Raw genomic sequence first — 18,596 nt, forward strand, 5'->3', positions numbered from 1 at the left:
GTGGGGCCGCCGGCGGCGGCGCGTCGGCCAGCGGCCCGGCGCCGGCGTGTGCCGGCGTCTGGCTCAGGCGTTGGCGTCCGATGCTGGACGCCGGCAAGGGGCGCGGCGCAAGATTGGGCAAGCGCCGGCAACGGTTTGTGAAAGCGGTTTCTTGGCAACGTGTGACAGCGCTGTCAAAGAGGGCGCGCCGATCCTACGTAAAGCCGTATCTCCGAGCCGCCGCTTCATCCCGAAGCGGCCGGCAGTTGTTTGCAATTTGTCACGTTTGTGGCCGTGAAATCGATCACAGGCCTCGCTCATTCCCCCGGTCTGATCAGGGGCACGTTCGGCTCCAGACGCTCACCGCTGGTGAACACCCCCACGCTGACGATGGTGTAGGCCAGTCGCGGCACCTGGGTGTGGGTCAACAACACGGCGGCCCGGCCCCAATGCGTCTGGGCAGGGGCCGACCATTGCTGCACCTTCAGCGCGCCAGCGGTGGAGGTGGCGCCACGTTTCAGATCCGCCCCCGCATCGCGCAGACAGCGCAGCATGGGTGAGACGGCGTTGGAATCGACCATCCCCTTGATCTTCAGGGCCTCGACATGGCTCGATTCATCGCTGCGCACCACGAAGCTGCCGCTGAGCAAGGCCTGGGTGCGAAGCGCCGAAGGTGGCGCCGCCAGCATCTCTTTCACGCCGGCACAGCCGTCGGGCAGAGCATCGAGCAGCGTGGCTTCGCTGGGCAGACGAGGGGCGCACGGCCTCGCTTCGCTGCTCACCCGGTCGACCAGCCGACATGCCGCCGCCCCGTATGACGAGCCGTCCCATTGGTAGCGGGTGAGCCGAAGCTCTCGGGTCGATGCCACCTCCGACACCGACACGTCGGCATAGCCCAGGTGGCCCACGGGCGAGAACTGCGGCTCGGCGTGGCTCATCACCAGCAGCAAGGGACGATGGTCGGTGCCGGGCCCTGCGAACACGCCGAACGGGCAGCCGACATCCGGGCAGCCGCGGTCGCCCAGCCCCACAAGCCAGGCCCGTGGGCCGTTGGGAGCCAGTTCCACCTCCTTCAGCAGCAGCGCGGACGCGATGGCGGCGGGCGATTGCCCCGCCAGGCGGGCTATCTCGTCGACCACCCGTGTCGGCAACGATGGGCGGCCGCTGCCAGACGCCGAGGTGGCGCCCTGTGTGGAGGGCGGTGCGGTGGCGCAGCCGGCCGCCAACCAAGCAGCACAGGCTGCCAGCGCGAGGCAGGCCCGGCGAGAGGTACGTTGAGAGGGGCGGTGGTAGATAGGGTGAGAGAGCGACATCGTCATGGCAGCGCCTCAAGGGTGTGCGGCCGAGTATGGCGAGCGGTGCCGCTGCAGCGCTGGCCGAGCGAAGGCGCGTCGTGCAAGGCGAAGCTCGGCCCCGAGTCTTTCGCGGCAACACATGGGCCTTCGCTTCGATGGCCGGGTGCGGGCCACGACCACCGCATCGTGTCGGCTCCTCAACCCCTGTGGAGCACTCCACCATGTCTGACTTTGACGTCTCCGCGGTCGGCCTGAAGGCGCCGACCTACACCTATCAGCCCATTGAAACCTCGGCGCCCGCTCCCTCGTCGGATTCGGGGCAGAACGTCTACAAGCAACTGTTCCAGCTGGTGCAGCAGCTGATGCAGATGCTGGCGCCCCTGTTCGAGAACGATCAGGGTTCGTCGGGGTCGCCGTCACCGTCTCCCTCGCCTTCACCCTCTGCCGCGCCAAGCCCGTCGCCCTGCGCGGCGGCACCGTCGCCGGCCTCCACCGGCCAAGGCGGCGGCGCCCCGGCCGTCAGCGGCGCGTCGCCCGCGCCGGCACCGAGACCTGCAGCCGGCACCGAGGGAACGCCGGCCGGATCCGGTGCGCGCAGCGTGCAGGAAGCGGCCGCGCACACGAACCCGACCTTCAAGCCGGTGCTGCGGGGTGACGAAGCCGAGAAGGACGCTGCCATCAAGACGCAGGAAGACTTCGGTCGCGCCGTGGACCAGACGGCCAAGGAGTACGGGCTGGACCCGAACGCCTTCCGCGCCGAGTTGCAGGCCGAATCGAGTGCGTTCACCGAAGGCTTCCAGAAGGCGATGCAACACGAGGGCGATCTCGATCGACGCGGCGAGAACAACACGTCCATCGGGCTTGGCCAGATCTCGCGCAAGTTCCTCGATGGACGCGAGTGGTCGGGCGACGGCCCGGGCAATGAGCGTCTCGGAGGTCAGGTGGTTTCCACCGAGGACTACATGAAGAGCCCGACGATCCAGATGCGCATGGCGGCGGCCAACATCGCCCAGCGCATCGCCGACAAGGGCGGCGTCGAGCAAGGCCTGGCCTATTACGTCTCGGGCGATGCCGACCCGAACAACCCCAAGGCGCGCGCCTACATCGACAAGATCAACAAGGCGATGAACGACCCGGCCGTGGTCGATGTCGGCCGCGGTTGATCGCGCCGCTGCCGAGCGCCCGTGGTTCGCAATTCGCCCAGATGCTTCGCGCAGCCCCGATGCGCCGGACCACGGATACCTACGCTGGCAATGCTGGATCTGCCCGAGGTTGAAGACATGCAACGCATGCCAGTCCACCGAGGGCGATCCGGCACAGGTGGTGTGTGCAGCGGCCCTTTCGGCGCATGGGTCGTCCACCCGGGCGGCGGCCTCGAGGGCCAGCGGTGCACACCGATCAAGAACCTTCACCACGGAAGGAGACCGAGATGATCGAATCAGTGAACGGCAATAGCGGCGTGTCCAAAACCCAGTTCCCGAATGTCGAATTCAAGGGCACCGAAGGTGCCGACAAGGCCGAGGGGAAAGACAGCACGCAGCAGATGATGCAGATGCTGCAGGAGCTGCTCAAGCTCATCATGGAGCTGCTGCAGCAGAAGGAAGACGCCAAGAAGGGCGAGGGCGGCGGCGACGGTGGCGGCGGGCAGGGCAAGAAGCCCACCGGCGAGACCAACAACGCCCTCAAGGAGCTGGGCAAGATGTTGATGGACATGGGCGCGCAACTGATGCAGTCCGGCGGCGACGGCGCATCCGGCCCGGGCAAGAGCTGACGCCCCCACCGAACCGCAGCGCAAGAGATGTCCGGCCGCCCGAGCCCGCGATGCGACGGCGTCTGAGCCTTCTCTTGCGCTGCGCCCCCATCGCGCCCCAGTGGGGCGCGCTGGTTTTTCTGCTTCTGACTTCGTTGGCCTCGGCCCAAGACGCGGCCCCTTCGGCAGCTGCCGCGATCACGCGGCACAGCACCAGCTACCGGTGCCAATTCGCCGACGGCGTCGAGCGCACCTTGACGGTCAACGCAGGCCAATCCTTCCCGCTGTCGGTTCGGCGCTGCGAGCCGATCGACCGTCCCGCCGTCGACAGCCCCTCGCCGCCTGTGCTGGCGCCCCCCGTGCCGGCTGCTGACGACCGCTTGCCCAGCGTGACCTGGATCGAGGCACCGACGGCTGGCCGTGTCGGCCACGCGCCTCACGAGCCGGTCGCGAGTGAGGCCGCCATCGAATGGGCACCGCAGGTGCGCCGAGCCAGCCAACGGCATGGCGTGGACGCTCAGCTCGTGGATGCCGTGATCCACGTCGAATCGCGGCATCGCGCCGCGGCACGCTCGCCCAAAGGCGCACTGGGCCTGATGCAGGTGATGCCCGCCACGGGTGCGCGCTACGGCGTGGCTCGCGCGCAAGACCTGCTCGACCCGTCCACCAATCTGGATGTCGGCGTTCGCTATCTGCGCGACCTGCTCGTCATGTTCGAAGGGCGCACCGAGCTCGCGCTGGCCGCCTACAACGCCGGCGAAGGCAATGTGCTGCGGCACGGCCTGCGCGTGCCGCCCTTTCCCGAGACGCAGGGCTACGTCGAGCAAGTGCTGACACGGTATGCGCAACTGCGCAGCACGCCGTGAACACGCGCAGGCCCCGCAACTTCGTATCCGCGAACGGCACTTTGGATCGTTGGCGTGGCATCGACCGTGGCTGCCTAAGCTGAAGGTCCAGGTGGTCGACGCGCACGGTCATGCGGGTGGACCACCGTTTCTTCCTTGACACCAATCGTTGGAGAAGCTGACCATGTGGAATGTGGAGATCTCGCGGTGGTTCCGGCCTGCACGCACGGCGGCACATCAGGCCCGCGAACGAGCCCGCCAACGCGCGTTGGATCGCGCCAGCCAGTGGAATGAAGAGGACTGGTGGAACTCTCAAGTGCCGCCGCTCGACTCACGAGGGATGGCGCTGATGGAACAACGCAGCCACGACGCGCATCCCTCCCAGATCCGCGGCTGGATCGCCGAGATCCATGAGCAACTCCCGACCATGGACGCCAACGACATGTCGTATGCGATGGCGTTGCTGCTCAAGCTCGAACGCCTGATGCAGGAGCACCGCGTGTTTCCCCATCGGCGCATCTGACGCGTCGGTACGCATCGTCATCACACCACCCCGTTCGCCGGCCCCTGCAGAGGGGCCGGCTGCACCAGGCGCACCGAGCGGGGTGGCCTGGCGATGGCCCGTGCAGGCCCGCCGTCAGCGACACGGACCGGCCCGTGGCTGCCGCCGGCTTCGAGAAGACGATGCGGTGTGGCGCCGCGCCACTCGCGAGGCTCTGCGAGCGGGGTGTGGCTCACCCACCTTGGCGCCTACCCCCCAACGACGTTGAATCGATGGCGGCTAGGCGGCGGTGCCGTGCGATGCGGCCGCTGCTCGGCGGCCTCCGGTGTGCCACCGGCGCTGGAGCCGGGTTGGCCGAGCACCACCGCAGCCAGGCCGGCACACAGCGGCAGCATGACCAGGGCGAAGAGCGACCACCGCAACCCGCGCCCTCGATGACGCCGTGCGCTGGCCGGGCCGGGTGACGCGCCGAGGACGGGCACCACCGGCGGCACCGGATCACGCAGCAGATCGGTGGCGGCCTCCGGGGCCTGCGGCAGGTGGGTTTTCATCGGGGCCACCACCAGGTCGCCCGATCGACCGCGTGAACGCGAGCGGCGGCGGCGCTCCTGCGCCGTTGGCACGGGCCGGGCCGGCGGCGGTAGCTCCATCAGGCCGGGCGTGTCCAGATCGTCGGCCCCTGCCTCCAACGGCGCAGGCGCCCCGACGTCGTCTTCGTCATCGTTGTCTTCCAGCCCTTCCGCCGCCTCGGCGCGGCTGCTGCGGGCTCGCGAGGTGGCGCTGTGGGCCGTGGCGCTGGTGCTGGCCGTGGCGCGGGTGCCCGAAGACCGCACCGTCACGGAGATGGGCCGATCCTCATCGTCGCTGTCTTCCGTCGCCGCTTCCAGCTGCGCTTCGGACACGCCGTCCACCTGCTCGTTGTCTTGATCCCATCGGCTGCGTAGCAAAGGCGAAGCGGCGACGATGGCTTCTTGCGTCACGCGTTGGCGGGTGATGGGGGCGATCGGCTCGGCCGCCGGCTCGGGCGTGTCCACCCACAGGTCGGCGGCCAGTGCTTCGGAGATGGGGCGTGCTCGATCAGTCATGGACGCCAGTGGGGGCCCCGGTGTGTGCCGGGTGGGTGGAGGGCGCGGCAGGCGCCCGAACTCGAGTGATGGGGCGAGTGATGCGGCGAGTGATGGCGCGAGTGATGGGGTCGAAAGCTCGGCCAGGTTGGGCATGTACCGCGCCGGGGCACCCTCAGTGTGCGGTGAGCGGCCCGGCGTCCGGCGTGTGGCTGTGGAGCATGGCCAGCACCATGCGGCCTACCGCGCTGCCCATTTCCAGCTCGCGCGCCACCTCTTTGGCCTGATCCGTCCAACCGACGGGGGCGAGCTGCAGCAGGCCCTCGGCAGAGTGGCCCAGCACCCACCCCAACTGGCTCAGCAAGGCCGCCTGCATCGACAGCAGGCGGCCGACTTCCAGGCGGCGGATTTCCTCGCCGCTGAGCGGGAGCAGCAGCTGTGGCCGGGCGCGAAGGTCGTGGCCTTCGCGGCGCGTTTCGATGCGGCAGATCAGGCCGGCGGGGCCGCTGAACGGGCGGGCGTCCTGCAGCGGAGCCTCCAGGCCCTCGTCCACATCCAGATGCGCGGCCAGCTCAGCAAAGAACGCATCGAGCGTTCGTGCGGGCTTCTTGTCGGCCGGGCGGGGCGGGTGCGCGCGGTCGAGCGCCACCATGATGCTGTCCAGCTCGCGTTTCGGTGCTCGGTCTGCCATGGGGTCACCTCGCGGTGTGCGTGGGGTCGATGCAGCGCCACTCACTCTTCATCGCCGGCCTCCTCGTCGCTGGAGGGGTTCATCGCCGGGGCCATCAAGCTGGCGAAGATCTGCGACGCGGCGGCCGAGTTGGCGGCGGCCGCGTGACCGCCCGGCGGGGGCAGCCCGAACTCTCCAGGTTCGTGGACGAGCATGGGCGGGGGTACCAGGTGCAACGGGTCCATGGGGGCTCCAATCCTGCAGGCGGTGGGGTGGATGACAAGCGGGCCGTCCGGGGGGCCCGCCCTGGCATGCAGTGTGGCGAGGGCCACGCGGCCGGTTGCCATCGCGGCGAAGCGCCGTGGGGCCCGGCGAAGTGGCCAAGCGCCTCATGCGCGAATCCACTGGAACTGCCCGGCGCACAGGCCCTGGAACATTTCATCGCTCGCGCTGACGATGGTGTCCTTCCAGTAGCGGCCGTGCTCGACATAGTGTTCGAGCGTCTCCGACAGCCAGCCGCCGTCGACGCCGTCCACCATCGGGATGCGGACGATGAGCTGCGCGCAGCCGGTGTCCGCATCGAGGCCCAGCTGCGCCTGGTCTTGCGCGTAGACCGACAGGTTGGCTTCCAGCATCAGCCGAAAGACCTGCAAGCTTCGGCCGGCGCTCAGCACCCCGAAATTGAAGCTGAGGTAGATCGCCTGCTCGTCGCCTTGGAAGTTGTTCAGCAGCACTTCGAAGTCCTGCACGGCGAGGCATCCACCAGCGAGGATGCCTTCCACGTCAGGCTCGTCGCGCACGGCGCACAGTTCGGCGACCAGTTGCACGAAGCGGTCGTGGCTCATGCGGGCCTCTTGTGCGTCGCCGGTGGCGTGGCTACCGTCACCTTCTCGTCGCCCAGGTGCCCCATGCGCTGCAGGATGTCCAGCCGGCCGGCGGCGCTGTCGGCCAGCGAGGCCAGCCGAGGCCGAAGTGCATGCAGCAGCATCACCGGCAGCAAGGCATTGCGGCTGGCTTCACCCGCCGAGGGCACGGGTGCCGATGGGCCTGCCATGACCGTTGGCGCCTGCTGCACCAGCAGTTGCTTGACCGTGGCCAATGTGGCCTTCGACGAGGGGCTGGCGTGTCGCCGAAGGTGATCGCACACCAGGCCGAGCATCGTCTGGCTGGCGCCCCCGGCCTGAAGTGCCTGAGCGCTGGCCCCCCGCACCGACTGCACCAGGGCCTGGGTCAGCCGTGCGGCATCCGCGAGGCTGGCGGGCGCCCGGGCGGGGCCGCCGTGCGCCGTGGCGGTGAAGGCGCCACGACGACCCGCTGACCCGCGCGCGGCAGCGCCCGCGGCCTCATCCATGGCCCGGTGCACCTCGGAGAAGGCAAAGCCCTTGTGGCGACGCCGACCTCCACGGTCCTGCCCCGCCTGGCCGTGGTCCTGCTCGCTCGAGTCGGCCGATGAATCGGAGCGCAGGTCGCTGGCGGCACCGAGCAGCCCGGTGGACGCGCGGGCGGCGTCCGGCGTGTCCGCGGTGGGGGGCGGGGTGTCATTCGAGTCGTCGGCGGCCGGGCCGTTGCCGCTCGCCGGTTTCGGCGGAGGCTTGCGCGGACGCAGTGTGGCGGCGCCGCGCGTCGGTGCGGCCGAAGCCCGCGGCGAAGAGCCACTCGATCGTGTGCTCTTGGTCGGTCGCTCGCTGCCTTGGGGCGCCGCCTCGTTCGGACTGGCGGGGCCCGAGGCGGGCGCGGGCGTGGTGTCGACGTAGGTGCCGGCAGAGACTCTCATACGAAGATGACCCCCAGGACTTTCTCGGCAAAGCGCATCATCGTGGCGCCGGCCCACGGCGCGGCGATCAGCACCACCACCGTCACGCACAGCAGCTTCACGCCTTGCGAGATGCTCGAATCCTGCAGCGACGTCACCGCCGAGATGAAGGCCACCAGCAAGCCCACGACCGACGAGGTGAGCACGGCGGGCAGCGAGAGCACCAGGCACAGCGTGAGCGCCTCGGAGGCCAACTGCAGAACCTGATCGAATTCCATCGTGGTCTTTCGCTATCGGTAGGTCAGCACCAGGCCGTGGATGAGGCGTGACCAGCCGTCCAGCGTCACGAACAGCAGCAGCTTGAACGGGATGGCCACGTTCGTCGGCGTCACCTGCGACAACCCCATCGCCAGCAGCACGTTGGCGATCACCAGATCGATGACGGTGAACGACAGGAAGATCAGGAAGCCGATCTTGAACGCGGCCGTCAGCTCGGTGAGGAGGAAGGCGGGGGCCAGCACCAGCATGTCGTCCTTCAACAGCCGCTGCGACCGCTCGGGTGGCCAGATGGACGCAGCGGACTTCAAGAAGAAGGTCTTCTCGCGTTCGCTGGCATGCTTTTCGAGGAACCGGCGGAAGGGCTCGAAAGCGGCATCGGCGCCTTTGATGAGCTGCTCGGCGCTGCTGGCTTGCGCGCTCGGCTCGGTGAACTTGATGCGGTCACCGGCCTCCATGAAGATCGGCGCCATCACATAGCAGCTGATGATGATCGCCACCCCGTTGAGCACCGTGCTCGGCGGCACCTGCTGGACGCCCAGCGCGTTGCGCAGCAACCCCAGCACGACGACGATCTTGGTGTACGAGGTGACCACCATCGCAGCGAAGGGCAGGAAGCCCAGCCCCACCATCACCAGCAGCAGCGAGACCGGATCAATGGCCGGCATGGAGCCCCCGCTCATCGCTGATGCGCTCGATCTGGACCCCCAGCCGATCGCCGATCGCGATCAGCCGGCCGCGGCCGACGCGCTGGCCGTGGCAGACCAGCCTCACCGGCGCTTCGGCCAGCGGCACGTCCAGGGCGATGACGTGGCCAGGTGCCATCGCCGAGATGTCGTCCAGCCGCAGCCGGGCCGTGTCGATCTCGAAGCAGATCGGCAGCTCGATCTCACCGGCCAAGTCCGCGGTGTCGGCCGTCTCGCTGGAAAGAAGGGTGGTGTCGTCCATGGGAGGGGTGTGGTCAAGTGGATGCAGGGCAGAGGTCAGCACGAGTCGGGCGGCGGGACCCTCGATCGAGGCCGCGCCACCCCAGCCGCAGCCATGGCCGGCGTGCCAGGTGCCGCCCACCGGAGGCGCCGACAGCAGCCACACGTCGCCAGGCTCGATCGATCGCCACACGCGGGCACGAACCGGCCGCGGGCCGATGACCAGCCGCGTGGCCAGGCGCAGGCGGTGCAGAGCGGGCGGGCGGATGGCCGGGGACTTCGGCAGCTCTTCGGCGACGAACAACCCGAAGGCGTCGTCCACCGAATGCACCCGCAGCTCGTGGCCGTCCAGGTGCAGGGCCGGTTGGTCCGGGCTGGCTTCGCCATCCGGCTGCAGCCTGTCCACGGCGAGGCCGAGGGTGTCGATGCCTCTCTGCTGCGCGGCACGGCGGATCAGCTCGGTGGCCATGGCACAGGCCAGCGGGCGGTCGGCCTCCCGCTGCGCGAGATCGCCGATCAACGCCCAGCGGGGATCGGCGTGCGGATCGACATCGATCGTCAGGTCGCCAGCCAGCGTGCACAGGCCCAGGCGCAACCAGCGCCGATCGGGCGAGGTGCTGGTCGCACGCCCCACCTGCACCGCCACGCCCGGCAGCCAGCGCTGCAGGCAGGCCGGCATGCGGGTGTCGTGGCACAGGCGAGCGGCTGCGGCCTGGCCGAGTGCCCGCCGCGGCAGCGCGTCGGCCAGCGATCTCACCGCGGCTGGTGAGGGGGCGGCCTGTGCAGCGTTGACGGCGCGGGAGGGCTCGGTCCAGAGGTTCATTCGATGTCCACGTCGATGTGGCGGTGCGGGCCCAAGGTCTCGGTGAGGCGGCGGCCCAGCGCGTCCATGTGCTTCGAGATTAGGTGCAGGCTGGCGCCGCTCTGGGTGGTGAAGCGAAGCCGAAGCCAGTCGCGCGAAGCGTGGATGCGAAGCTCGGATTCGGGCAGCACCTCCGGGTCCAGCGGCAGCACCACCGACCAGCTGTCCGGGCTGTGACCCGTGCGCCGGCACAAGGGCGTCAGACGTTCAGCCAGGCGTTCGAAGGCTTCAGTGGCTTCGTCGGCTTCGTCGGGGTGGTCGTCGCTGGCACCGGTGGGGGCTGGGCCGCGCGACGTGACCTGAGTCGTGCGGCCCGCATCGGGCGCCTGATCGTCGGCGCCGGCGTGCTGGCGCGACGCGGCCCCGCGACGCTCGATGGGGGCGTCGAAGCGGCGTGGCGCCGGTCGGGGGGCAGAGTCCATGGTGTCTTCAGATGCCGATGGGGCCTCATCTGGGCCCTCCGCGCGAGCCGCGTTCGGTTCGAGTGGCGCGGGTGGCGAGCACGCAGGCCCCGCCGGCGGCGGCGTGCGGATGGCCCGCCGCGCCGATTCGGCCCGTGGGGGCAGCCGCAAGATGGCATCGAAGCGCGCGGCGGCTTCGCGGGTGCGCTCGTCCTCGCGGCGTTGCTCGTCGGCCGTGGGCGCAGGCGTCAGCCCCGCCGACAGGATGCTGTGGCTCATGGCCGATAGGGCCGGTTCAGCATGGCGCGCTTCACAGCGCCACCCGGCCGATCGGCCGCAGTTCGACGGTCGCGCCCAGCTCCTGGAACGAATACACCTTCAGCCAGTGGATGCGCGGCTCGATCATCTTGCGCACATAGCGGCGGATGTCCATCGAGGTGACCAGCGCCACACCGGGGCGCAGCGTGTCGCCGGCGATGTCCAGGATCTGGTCGGTGAGCGCCGCCGACGACTCGGGCGCGATGGCCAGGTAATTGCCCGCGGGGGTGGACTTGATCGCCTGGCGAATCATCTGCTCCGCATCCGGGTCCATCAGGATGGCCTCGACCACCGCGCTGCCGCCCGAGGCTTCGTGGGCCAGGTAGCGGCCGAGCTCGCCGCGGATGTACTCGGTGAGCATCAGCATGTCCTTCTCCTTGGGCCCCCAGGCGATCAGGCCTTCGAGGATGGAGCGCACATTGCGCACCGGCACCTGCTCTTCCAGCAGGCGTCGCAGCACTTCGGCAATCCGCTGGGCCGGCAGCACCTTCTGCACCTCGGCCACCAGACCGGGGTACTCGCCGGAGACCCGCTCCATCACCCACTGCACTTCCTGCACGCCGATGAACATGTGGGCGTTGGCGCGCAGGGCCCCGGTCACATGGCGGGCGATCACCTTCTCGATGCTGCTCACGCCTTGGCGGTGTGCCTCGGTCACGAGCGAAGGGTCCACCCACAGCGACTCTTCGCGGTCGAAGAGGGCGCCGTGTCGCTGGGCCCGTGCGACCAAGGGGCTGGCCTGGTCTTCGATCAGCATCAGGCGGCCGGGCAGCGTCACCTGCTTGGTCGGCACGTCGTTGAGCAACACGTCGAACTGCAGCCCGTTCAGGCTCTGCGACACCCACATCGCCACCCCGGGAAACGGCAGGCCCAGCAGCTCCTGCAGGCGCTGTCGTTCGCTGGTGATGGCGTCGTCCAGTGCGTCGGCCTCCAGCAGCAGACCCAACTCGCGCGACATGCGCACCGCCAGCGGCTTGGAAAACAGCGGCGGCTCCTGGCGGATGGAAGGCGGCTCGCCCTTGGCACCGTCGCGCTGCAGGGCGCTGATCGGCTTGGAGATCGCCACCTGCTCCTGCTTGCGGCGGCGCTTGTCCAGCACATACCCGGCCGCCCCCAGCCCGCCAGCCAGCAGGATGAACTGCAGCGCCGGGAACCCGGGCACGATGGCGAACGACACCACCAGCATCCCGGCCAGGTACATCGAGCGCGCATTGCCCGTGAGCTGGGCGCCCACTTCCTGGCCCAGCGACCGTGGCTTCTTCTCGCCATCGTCGGCCACCCGGGTGATCAGCACGCCGGCTGCCACGCAGATGAACAGAGATGCGATCTGCGACACCATCGCATCGCCGATCGACAGCACAGCGAAACGGTTCGCGGCCTGGCTCGCGGTCATGCCGTGGTACGTGACGCCCACGACGATCCCGGCGACCAGGTTCACGAGGGTGATGATCAGCCCGGCGATGGTGTCGCCCTTGACGAACTTCATCGCACCGTCCATGCCGCCGTGCATCTGGCTTTCCATCGCCAGGTGGGCGCGCTTCTTTCGCGCTTCTTCGCCGGTGAGCAGGCCCGCGCGCAGGTCGGCGTCGATGCTCATCTGCTTGCCGGGCATCGCATCGAGCGTGAACCGGGCGCCCACCTCGGCCACCCGCTCCGAGCCCTTGGAGATCACGATGAACTGGACGATGGTGATGATCAGGAAGATCACGATGCCCACCACCAGGTTGCCGCCCACCACCAGCTCGCCGAACGATTCGATCAGGTGCCCGGCGTCGGCATGCAGCAAGATGGACTTGGTCGACGCGATGTTCAGCGACAGCCGGAACAGGGTCGTGAACAGCAACAACGATGGAAAGGTCGACAGCGCGATCGCGTTGGGAATGAACAGCGTCGTCATCAGCAGCAGCACGCTGATGGTGATGTTCACGGCCAGCAGCGAATCGATCGCGAAGGTGGGCAGCGGCAGGATCATCAGGCTGACGATGGCCACCACCAAGCCGGCGGTGGCCAGGTCGTTGCCGATGCCGGCGGTTGGTCGAAACGCCATGGTCAGGTCCTTTCAGGAGCGCGCGGCGCGCACTTGTTCGACCCAGCGCAGCACCGCTGCCACCGCTTCGAACAGGGTTTCCGGGATGGGTTCGGAGACGGGCAGCCGATAGAGCGTGCGGGCCAGCGGCGGGTCGCTGACGATCGGCACGTGATGCTCTTCGGCGATCTGGCGGATCACCTGCGCCTCGGCATCGACACCCTTGGCCACGACGATCGGCAACCCCGTCTCGCCGGCCACATAACGCAGCGCGACGGCGTAGTGGGTGGGGTTGGTCACCACGACCGAGGCGCCAGGCACTGCCTGCTTGGGTGCCGAGTTCGCCATCTCGTGAGCCAGCTGCTTGCGCTTGCCTTTGAGCTGCGGGTCGCCCTCCGATTCCTTGTACTCACGCTTGACCTCGTCCTTGGACATGCGCTGGTCTCTGATGAACAGGAACTTCTGGAGCCCGAAGTCCACCGGGCCGAGCACCAGGAAGACCAGCACGGCCGCCCCCATGAGTCGCAGAATCGCGTCCCACCCGAGCGTGGCAATGGCCGGTGGTTCCAGGTAGGCGGAGGCCATCAACAGTGGCAGCAGGCCGGTGATCAATTGCCACACGACGGCGACCAGCGCGACCGCCTTCAGGATGGTCTTGCCGAACTCGATGAACGACTTCATCGAAAACAGCTTCTTCAGCCCGCTGCCGGGATTGACCTTCTCGAAATCGGGCGTGATCGGTTCGAACGAGATGCGCAAGCCCACCTGGGCCGCCTGCGCCGCCACGCCGATGAAGACCGACAAGGCGACGAACGGCAGGATGGCCATCAGCAGGTCGATCACATGGGCGCTGATGAACACCGAGAGCTCGGTGTCGGCATCGATCTGCTCGACGCTTTGCAGCAGCCGTGTCACCACCGCGGTGATGCGGCCTGTGGTGGCTTCGCCGGCGGCGCTCAGGCACAGGGTCATGGCCAGCAGGCTGAGGCCGGCGCCCAGGTCCTGGCTCTTCGCGTGCTGGCCCTTCTTGTGCGCGTCCTCCAGCTTTTTCTCGGTGGGTTCTTCGGTCTTTTCGTCAGACATGGCGCGCTCCGCAACACAGCAGGCAGGTCGGCGCGCTGGGCCGATGGCCGATCACGCATCCGTCAAGACTGCACCTTAGGAGGCGGGCGAGGGCGCGACGTTCAGCGGTGCGAAGCGCTGCACCGCCGCACGAAGGCTTTGAAGTGAAAGCCGGGTGTCAGCCGGTCGACACCACGGCGGCAGGCTCCGCGCGTCAAACCTCGCTTCGCGAAAGCGCACACCGCTGCGGGCGGTTCGCTGGATTCTTGAGCATCGCTCGGCGAAGAGTTCTTAGCCTTGCGGCATACCGAATCGATGCCATGGATGGAAGAGGAGCCCCCATGCACTTGTCTCTCGCAGTCAGTCTGACGCGTTGCCGCGCGGGTGACGAAGCCGTCGCGTCGCTGGCCTTGCGTGGTCAGTTGGAAGAGGCGGCCGATCTGGGCCTGCAACGCCTGTCACGAGATGCCGGCAAGGGCGATGCGATGCAGCGCTCACTGTTGTGCCAGATGGTCTCTCGCCTGTTGCTGGCGCTGGGGCGCGAGCAGCAGGCACAAGAGTTGATGCAGGATTCTCTGAAGGCCTATGAAGAGTTGTCGCGCAACTGGCTGCGCTGGCTGGCCTCGCTCGACCAGGGGTGGACCTTCCTGTGCATGAACCGCCCGGGCCGTGCCATCGAATGCTTCAAGGCGCTGGTGGACGACGCCCAGGCCCCGCCCGAGGTGGCCATCGAAGCGCTGAGCTGCACCGCCTGTGCGCTGCATGCGCTCGGCGAATGCCAGCGCGCTGCGCACCTGATCGAGCAGGCGATCGAGCGCGGTGGGCCGGCCGATCTGGCCGAGTTGATCGAATGCCAGCAGTGGGAGCTGGTGGTGCTGCGTCTGGCGCGCCGCTCGGAGGGGCTGGCCGACCATGCCCTGGCGATCGGCTTTCGTGATCGCATGGAGGCAGCGCCCGAGCCGGGCGAGGCGCGCCGGGCCCTGGCGGCGCTGGAAGCGCGCCAGCCGGTGGGCTCGCTGGTGGCCCACCGCCTGCAGCACCTGCAGTTGATGATGACGCAGCTGGCAGGCGCGCAGGGCACCGCGCCGTTTGCCGAATGCCTGGCCTGGTTGCGCGAGCGACGCCTGGCCGGGCTGGAGGTCGGTGCGCGCATCGAGAGCGCTCTGGTGCTGCTGGCGGGTGGCTCGGCGAAAGCTGCAGGCGATGTGCTGCAGGCGCTGGCTCCCGACGATGCGCAGGGCCGGCGCCACCGCTACACGGTCGACCTGCAGTACTGCCAATCGAAGCTCTTCCTGCTGCAGGGCCAGCTCAACGATGCGATGCAGGCCTACAAGCGGCACGTCGAAGAAGCGGTGTTCATGATCAAGCGCGACTTCGCGCAGGCCACACGCATCGCCGATCGCGCCGCCAACGCCGACAGTGCCGATGCGCCCCGGCTGCGGCTGCCGCTGAAGTACCGCGGCGCCTACCAGTACATCGTCGACCACCTGTCCGACCACCAGCTGTCGATCAAGCATGTGGCCGCCCACGTGGGCGTGACCGAACGTTCGCTTCAGATGGCCTTTCGCGCCAGCCTGGGTGTGACCCCGGCGGAGTTCATTCGGCGGCGTCGCATGGAACGCATCCGCGACGAGTTGCAGACGACGGGCTCGCAAGGCCACAAGGTCAGCGTGCACGACGTGGCCGCGCGTTGGGGGGTGAGCAACCGTTCGACGTTGGTGCAGAACTACCGCCAGGTGTTTGCCGAGACGCCGTTCGAGACCTTGCACGGGCGCATTCGAGGCGACGGAGCCAAGTGATGCCTGCCATGCCTCGTCGTTGTCCTCCGGCCGTGCTCGCGCTGCTGGCGGGGTTGACCGTCGCGATGTCGCCGTCACCGGTGTCGGGCGCCAGGTCCGCTGGCGCCGATTCGGCCGATGCCGCGGGCCAGGAGCTGCCGATGGCTTCGCAACGCTTCGTCTACAAGGCCGATGGCAAGCGGCTGTCGGACGTGCTGAATGACTTCGCTGCTTCCCAGGGCGTGCCGGTGGTGGTGGACCCGCGGGTCGAGGGCGTGGTCAGCGGGAACTTCGACACCACACCACGCCAGTTTCTCGAAGGCCTGTCGAAGGCCTACGCCTTGCTCTGGTACTTCGACGGCACGGCGTTCTACTTCTATCCCGCCGGGGCGATCCAGAGCCGCATCTTCCGCCTCAAGGGCTACCGCCGCGAGCAGGTGGTTCAGATGCTCGACTCGCTGAAACTGTCGAGCCGTCGCTACCCCATCCGCTTCGACTCGGCCAACAGCACCTTGCTGGTCTACGGGCCGCCCCGGCATGTCGAGCTCGTGGGCCTGGCGATCGAATCGCTCGACATCGGCGCCATCGAGGGCAACCGCCGTGTGGCCAAGGTGTTCCCGCTGCGCTTTGCGTCGGCCGGCGATCGGCAGCTGGGCGATGCGGTGGTCCCGGGCATCGCGTCGACGCTGCAGGCCGTCTATGGCGGCGCAGGGCGGTCGCAGTCCCCGTCGTCCGCGTTGAGCAATGCGCAGCGGGAAAGCAGCCGGACACTGGCACCGCTGAACAAGGCGATGCAGGCCATCTCGGGCAGTGCCGATCTCAAGGGGCGCTACCTGCCGGACCTGTCTCGATCGCCCGCTGCCGGCGGCACGGCGCTGGCGGACGACAAGACGGGCGCGGTGCCTACCCCTCGCTCGGTGCGCAGCCCCTTGCTCGATGACCTCGACGACGACGTGCCGGTCTTCGAGCCGGATGAGGGGTCGAACTCGGTGATCGTCTACAGCAAGGCGCGGCGCATGAGCGAGTTCGCCGCGCTGATCAAGACGCTGGATGTACAGCCCATTCTGGTGGAGCTGGAGGCCACGGTGATCGACGTGAGCGCCGACAACCTGTCCGAGCTGGGGGTCGACTGGTCGCTGCAAGGCAGCCGGGGCGCACTCACGATGACGGGCCCGGCCCAGGCGCCCTCGCAAGACCCCTCCACCGTCAACGCGACGCCGTTCACGATCAACACGCTGGTGCGCGATGCGGGACGGGCCTTGCTGGCCAACGTGCGGGTGCTCGAAGGCAATGGTCACGCCCGCATCGTGTCGAAGCCCCGCGTGCTGGGCCTGGCCAACCGCCCGGCGACGATGAGCGAGAAGCGCATCGCGAACGTGCGGGTGGCTGGGAACCTGGAGGCCAACCTGTTCCAGGTGGAGGCCGGCACGATGCTGCAGGTCACGCCGCAGGTGGGGACCGCCGTGCCTGGCCAGCCCACGCCGATCAAGCTGTCGATCTACATCCAGGACGGCAGCTTTCAGGATGTGGTGGTCGACCACGTCCCGGTGCTGAAGAAGACCGAAATCCGCACCGAGGCGCGGGTGGTCGAAGGCGAAAGCCTGTTGATCGGCGGCATCACGGTCGACTCGGTGCAGTCGGGTGTCAGCGGCGTTCCGCTGCTGAAAGACATTCCGGTGATCGGCGGGCTGTTCCGCCAGAGCCGCGACCGCACCGCCCGTGCGGAGCGGATGTTCCTGCTCACGCCCCGGGTGATCACGCCTCAGCCGACCTTGGCCGATGCCGCCACATCCTCCCCTCGGCCGCGCGTCGACCTGGGCGGGCAGCCGCCGCAAGGGGCGCTGCCGGCGGTGTCACCTCGCGTGGCGCCTGCGCCCGCGTTGCCGGCGGCGTCGGCCGCCCCCGCCGCGGTGCCCCCATCGGCCAAGCCGATGTCCGCCGAAGACGAGCATTTGTCGCCGCTGCTGAGCCGCATCGCTCAGAAGCCCGCCGTGGGCTCGGCGCCTTCGACCGTGGGTGCGGCCAACCCGGCCCGCTCATCGTCACGCACAGGAGTTCGCAGGCCATGAAGCAGCTTCGCTTTCTGACCGGCCGCCATGCCGGCATGAACCTAGTCTTGAGTGCATCGACGTACCGCATCTCTGAAGACACCGAGGCCGACATCCAGATCACCGACTGGAGCGATCAGCCGCTGGACTTGACCATTCCTCACGACGACGAGACAGGCATGAGCGCCGCGATCCTGCGATGGGAAGACAACCGAGACGGCGAGCCGCTCGCCGATCTCGTGCCGCGCCGCTTTCGCGACATCGTCTTGTGCGTCGGCCCGACGCATGGGGTGGAGTGGCCATCGGATGTCGACCTGCTGGGCCGGGTGCTGGCGCCCGCGCCGCAACCGGTGCCGATCGGCGAACCGCGCGCCGTGTCGGCACGGCACCGGCTGTGGACGATGTGCAGCCTGTCGGTGGCCACCTTGGCGATCGGCGCGGCCTTCGTGACGGTGATCGGCAGTTCGTCGCAGGCGGCCGTTCAGCGCGAACAGCCCAGCGCATTGGTGCGTGCCCAGCGTGCCGTGGACGGCCTGGGCCTGCCGGGATTGACCGTTCGCGTCGATGGCGAGGGTGTGCTGGTCGAAGGGCTGGTCGCCTCACCGAACGAATGCGCGATGGTGCGTGCGGCCTTGGCCGACCTGCCGGCCTCGCTGGTGCGCCACCGCTACGCCGCCGCCTCGGATGTGGCGCAGAGCATTGCCGAGGCGCTGGGTGCGCCGGGCATCCGCGTCAGCCATGCCGGGGCGGGCCAGTTCGTCGTCGAAGGGGCGGCCGTCGGTGCCGAGGGCATGCAGACCGCCGCCGATCGCCTGGTCAACGACCTCGCTCCGCTGGTGCGGCGCATCCGCGTCGACGTGGCCGACCTGCCGCCGCCGCAGCGCACGCCGACCGGCGCGATGTTGCAAGTCGCTGGCGTCGAGTACGTCCAGACGCGCGACGGTGTCAAACACATCTCGCTATCTGCCGCCCCGTTGTTGGAGTTGAAGGACTCCTTCGATGGCAGCCATTCACCCCGTGCCTCTGGCACTCATCCCTAAG

General features: G+C 68.7%; 19 protein-coding genes. 7 read left to right on the plus strand and 12 right to left on the minus strand.

Going from position 1 to position 18,596, the window contains the following annotated elements:
- Nucleotides 1–296 precede the first annotated feature (296 nt).
- Complete coding sequence (locus AACH06_RS00725; protein ID WP_341423668.1) at nt 297–1,298, minus strand: hypothetical protein; 1,002 nt, start codon at nt 1,296–1,298, stop codon at nt 297–299.
- A gap of 197 nt (nt 1,299–1,495) precedes the next feature.
- Here AACH06_RS00725 and AACH06_RS00730 point away from each other — a divergent pair, with 197 nt between their 5' ends.
- From AACH06_RS00730 to AACH06_RS00745, 4 genes are all read left to right on the plus strand, one after another.
- A complete protein-coding gene (locus AACH06_RS00730; RefSeq protein ID WP_341423669.1) occupies nt 1,496–2,437 on the plus strand; it encodes an FmdB family transcriptional regulator in 942 nt (313 codons plus the stop codon).
- Between the two features lie 266 nt (nt 2,438–2,703).
- Nucleotides 2,704–3,045: a hypothetical protein gene (locus AACH06_RS00735; RefSeq protein ID WP_341423670.1), complete on the plus strand. Its 342-nt coding sequence runs from the start codon at nt 2,704–2,706 to the stop codon at nt 3,043–3,045.
- A 134-nt stretch (nt 3,046–3,179) separates the two neighbouring features.
- Entirely contained in the window at nt 3,180–3,890 is a 711-nt protein-coding gene (locus AACH06_RS00740) for a lytic transglycosylase domain-containing protein (RefSeq protein ID WP_341423671.1), read from the plus strand.
- 148 nt (nt 3,891–4,038) lie between these two features.
- A complete protein-coding gene (locus tag AACH06_RS00745; protein WP_341423672.1) occupies nt 4,039–4,392 on the plus strand; it encodes a hypothetical protein in 354 nt (117 codons plus the stop codon).
- A gap of 227 nt (nt 4,393–4,619) precedes the next feature.
- On the opposite strand, the gene AACH06_RS00750 is transcribed toward AACH06_RS00745, so the two are convergent.
- From AACH06_RS00750 to sctU, 11 genes are all read right to left on the minus strand, one after another.
- A complete protein-coding gene (locus tag AACH06_RS00750) occupies nt 4,620–5,456 on the minus strand; it encodes a hypothetical protein (RefSeq protein ID WP_341423673.1) in 837 nt (278 codons plus the stop codon).
- A 154-nt stretch (nt 5,457–5,610) separates the two neighbouring features.
- Nucleotides 5,611–6,126 carry a hypothetical protein gene (locus tag AACH06_RS00755; protein WP_341423674.1) on the minus strand — a complete coding sequence of 172 codons (516 nt, stop codon included), beginning with the start codon at nt 6,124–6,126 and terminating at the stop codon, nt 5,611–5,613.
- 41 nt (nt 6,127–6,167) lie between these two features.
- Nucleotides 6,168–6,350, minus strand: coding sequence for a hypothetical protein (locus AACH06_RS00760; RefSeq protein WP_341423675.1), 183 nt, complete (start codon nt 6,348–6,350; stop codon nt 6,168–6,170).
- 144 nt (nt 6,351–6,494) lie between these two features.
- Entirely contained in the window at nt 6,495–6,950 is a 456-nt protein-coding gene (locus tag AACH06_RS00765) for a CesT family type III secretion system chaperone (protein WP_341423676.1), read from the minus strand.
- The gene (locus AACH06_RS00770; protein ID WP_341423677.1) at nt 6,947–7,879 is read right to left on the minus strand and encodes a hypothetical protein; all 933 of its coding nucleotides are present in this window, start codon (nt 7,877–7,879) and stop codon (nt 6,947–6,949) included. Before AACH06_RS00770 ends, AACH06_RS00765 begins: the two co-directional genes overlap by 4 nt.
- Complete coding sequence (sctS, locus tag AACH06_RS00775; protein ID WP_341423678.1) at nt 7,876–8,136, minus strand: type III secretion system export apparatus subunit SctS; 261 nt, start codon at nt 8,134–8,136, stop codon at nt 7,876–7,878. Before sctS ends, AACH06_RS00770 begins: the two co-directional genes overlap by 4 nt.
- Before the next feature lie 12 nt (nt 8,137–8,148).
- Nucleotides 8,149–8,802, minus strand: a complete 654-nt coding sequence (gene sctR / locus AACH06_RS00780; RefSeq protein ID WP_341423679.1) for a type III secretion system export apparatus subunit SctR — start codon at nt 8,800–8,802, stop codon at nt 8,149–8,151.
- Nucleotides 8,789–9,883, minus strand: a complete 1,095-nt coding sequence (gene sctQ, locus AACH06_RS00785) for a type III secretion system cytoplasmic ring protein SctQ (RefSeq protein ID WP_341423680.1) — start codon at nt 9,881–9,883, stop codon at nt 8,789–8,791. Before sctQ ends, sctR begins: the two co-directional genes overlap by 14 nt.
- Nucleotides 9,880–10,602, minus strand: coding sequence for a type III secretion HpaP family protein (locus AACH06_RS00790; RefSeq protein ID WP_341423681.1), 723 nt, complete (start codon nt 10,600–10,602; stop codon nt 9,880–9,882). Before AACH06_RS00790 ends, sctQ begins: the two co-directional genes overlap by 4 nt.
- 31 nt (nt 10,603–10,633) lie before the next feature.
- Nucleotides 10,634–12,688, minus strand: coding sequence for a type III secretion system export apparatus subunit SctV (gene sctV / locus AACH06_RS00795; protein WP_341423682.1), 2,055 nt, complete (start codon nt 12,686–12,688; stop codon nt 10,634–10,636).
- A 12-nt stretch (nt 12,689–12,700) separates the two neighbouring features.
- Nucleotides 12,701–13,750: a type III secretion system export apparatus subunit SctU gene (gene sctU, locus AACH06_RS00800; protein ID WP_341423683.1), complete on the minus strand. Its 1,050-nt coding sequence runs from the start codon at nt 13,748–13,750 to the stop codon at nt 12,701–12,703.
- Between the two features lie 320 nt (nt 13,751–14,070).
- On the opposite strand from sctU, the gene AACH06_RS00805 reads away from it, so the two are divergent.
- From AACH06_RS00805 to AACH06_RS00815, 3 genes are read left to right on the plus strand one after another with little or no spacing between them, the layout of a single operon-like run.
- Nucleotides 14,071–15,528 carry a helix-turn-helix domain-containing protein gene (locus AACH06_RS00805; protein ID WP_341423684.1) on the plus strand — a complete coding sequence of 486 codons (1,458 nt, stop codon included), beginning with the start codon at nt 14,071–14,073 and terminating at the stop codon, nt 15,526–15,528.
- Nucleotides 15,528–17,576, plus strand: coding sequence for a type III secretion system outer membrane ring subunit SctC (gene sctC / locus AACH06_RS00810; RefSeq protein WP_341423685.1), 2,049 nt, complete (start codon nt 15,528–15,530; stop codon nt 17,574–17,576). Before AACH06_RS00805 ends, sctC begins: the two co-directional genes overlap by 1 nt.
- Nucleotides 17,573–18,595: a hypothetical protein gene (locus AACH06_RS00815; RefSeq protein WP_341423686.1), complete on the plus strand. Its 1,023-nt coding sequence runs from the start codon at nt 17,573–17,575 to the stop codon at nt 18,593–18,595. Before sctC ends, AACH06_RS00815 begins: the two co-directional genes overlap by 4 nt.
- Nucleotide 18,596 lies beyond the last annotated feature (1 nt).

Origin of the sequence: Ideonella lacteola, from assembly GCF_038066555.1 — a bacterium.
Classification (GTDB): Bacteria; Pseudomonadota; Gammaproteobacteria; order Burkholderiales; family Burkholderiaceae_C; genus Ideonella; species Ideonella lacteola.

Excerpts from the sequence above, each read along its gene's own strand:
- AACH06_RS00725 (WP_341423668.1), bottom strand. The coding sequence starts at position 1,298 with ATGACGATGTCGCTCTCTCACCCTATCTACCACCGCCCCTCTCAACGT.
- AACH06_RS00730 (WP_341423669.1), top strand. The coding sequence starts at position 1,496 with ATGTCTGACTTTGACGTCTCCGCGGTCGGCCTGAAGGCGCCGACCTAC.
- AACH06_RS00735 (WP_341423670.1), top strand. The coding sequence starts at position 2,704 with ATGATCGAATCAGTGAACGGCAATAGCGGCGTGTCCAAAACCCAGTTC.
- AACH06_RS00750 (WP_341423673.1), bottom strand. The coding sequence starts at position 5,456 with ATGACTGATCGAGCACGCCCCATCTCCGAAGCACTGGCCGCCGACCTG.
- AACH06_RS00755 (WP_341423674.1), bottom strand. The coding sequence starts at position 6,126 with ATGGCAGACCGAGCACCGAAACGCGAGCTGGACAGCATCATGGTGGCG.
- AACH06_RS00760 (WP_341423675.1), bottom strand. The coding sequence starts at position 6,350 with ATGGACCCGTTGCACCTGGTACCCCCGCCCATGCTCGTCCACGAACCT.
- AACH06_RS00765 (WP_341423676.1), bottom strand. The coding sequence starts at position 6,950 with ATGAGCCACGACCGCTTCGTGCAACTGGTCGCCGAACTGTGCGCCGTG.
- AACH06_RS00770 (WP_341423677.1), bottom strand. The coding sequence starts at position 7,879 with ATGAGAGTCTCTGCCGGCACCTACGTCGACACCACGCCCGCGCCCGCC.
- sctS (WP_341423678.1), bottom strand. The coding sequence starts at position 8,136 with ATGGAATTCGATCAGGTTCTGCAGTTGGCCTCCGAGGCGCTCACGCTG.
- sctR (WP_341423679.1), bottom strand. The coding sequence starts at position 8,802 with ATGCCGGCCATTGATCCGGTCTCGCTGCTGCTGGTGATGGTGGGGCTG.
- sctQ (WP_341423680.1), bottom strand. The coding sequence starts at position 9,883 with ATGAACCTCTGGACCGAGCCCTCCCGCGCCGTCAACGCTGCACAGGCC.
- AACH06_RS00790 (WP_341423681.1), bottom strand. The coding sequence starts at position 10,602 with ATGAGCCACAGCATCCTGTCGGCGGGGCTGACGCCTGCGCCCACGGCC.
- sctV (WP_341423682.1), bottom strand. The coding sequence starts at position 12,688 with ATGGCGTTTCGACCAACCGCCGGCATCGGCAACGACCTGGCCACCGCC.
- sctU (WP_341423683.1), bottom strand. The coding sequence starts at position 13,750 with ATGTCTGACGAAAAGACCGAAGAACCCACCGAGAAAAAGCTGGAGGAC.
- AACH06_RS00805 (WP_341423684.1), top strand. The coding sequence starts at position 14,071 with ATGCACTTGTCTCTCGCAGTCAGTCTGACGCGTTGCCGCGCGGGTGAC.
- sctC (WP_341423685.1), top strand. The coding sequence starts at position 15,528 with ATGCCTGCCATGCCTCGTCGTTGTCCTCCGGCCGTGCTCGCGCTGCTG.
- AACH06_RS00815 (WP_341423686.1), top strand. The coding sequence starts at position 17,573 with ATGAAGCAGCTTCGCTTTCTGACCGGCCGCCATGCCGGCATGAACCTA.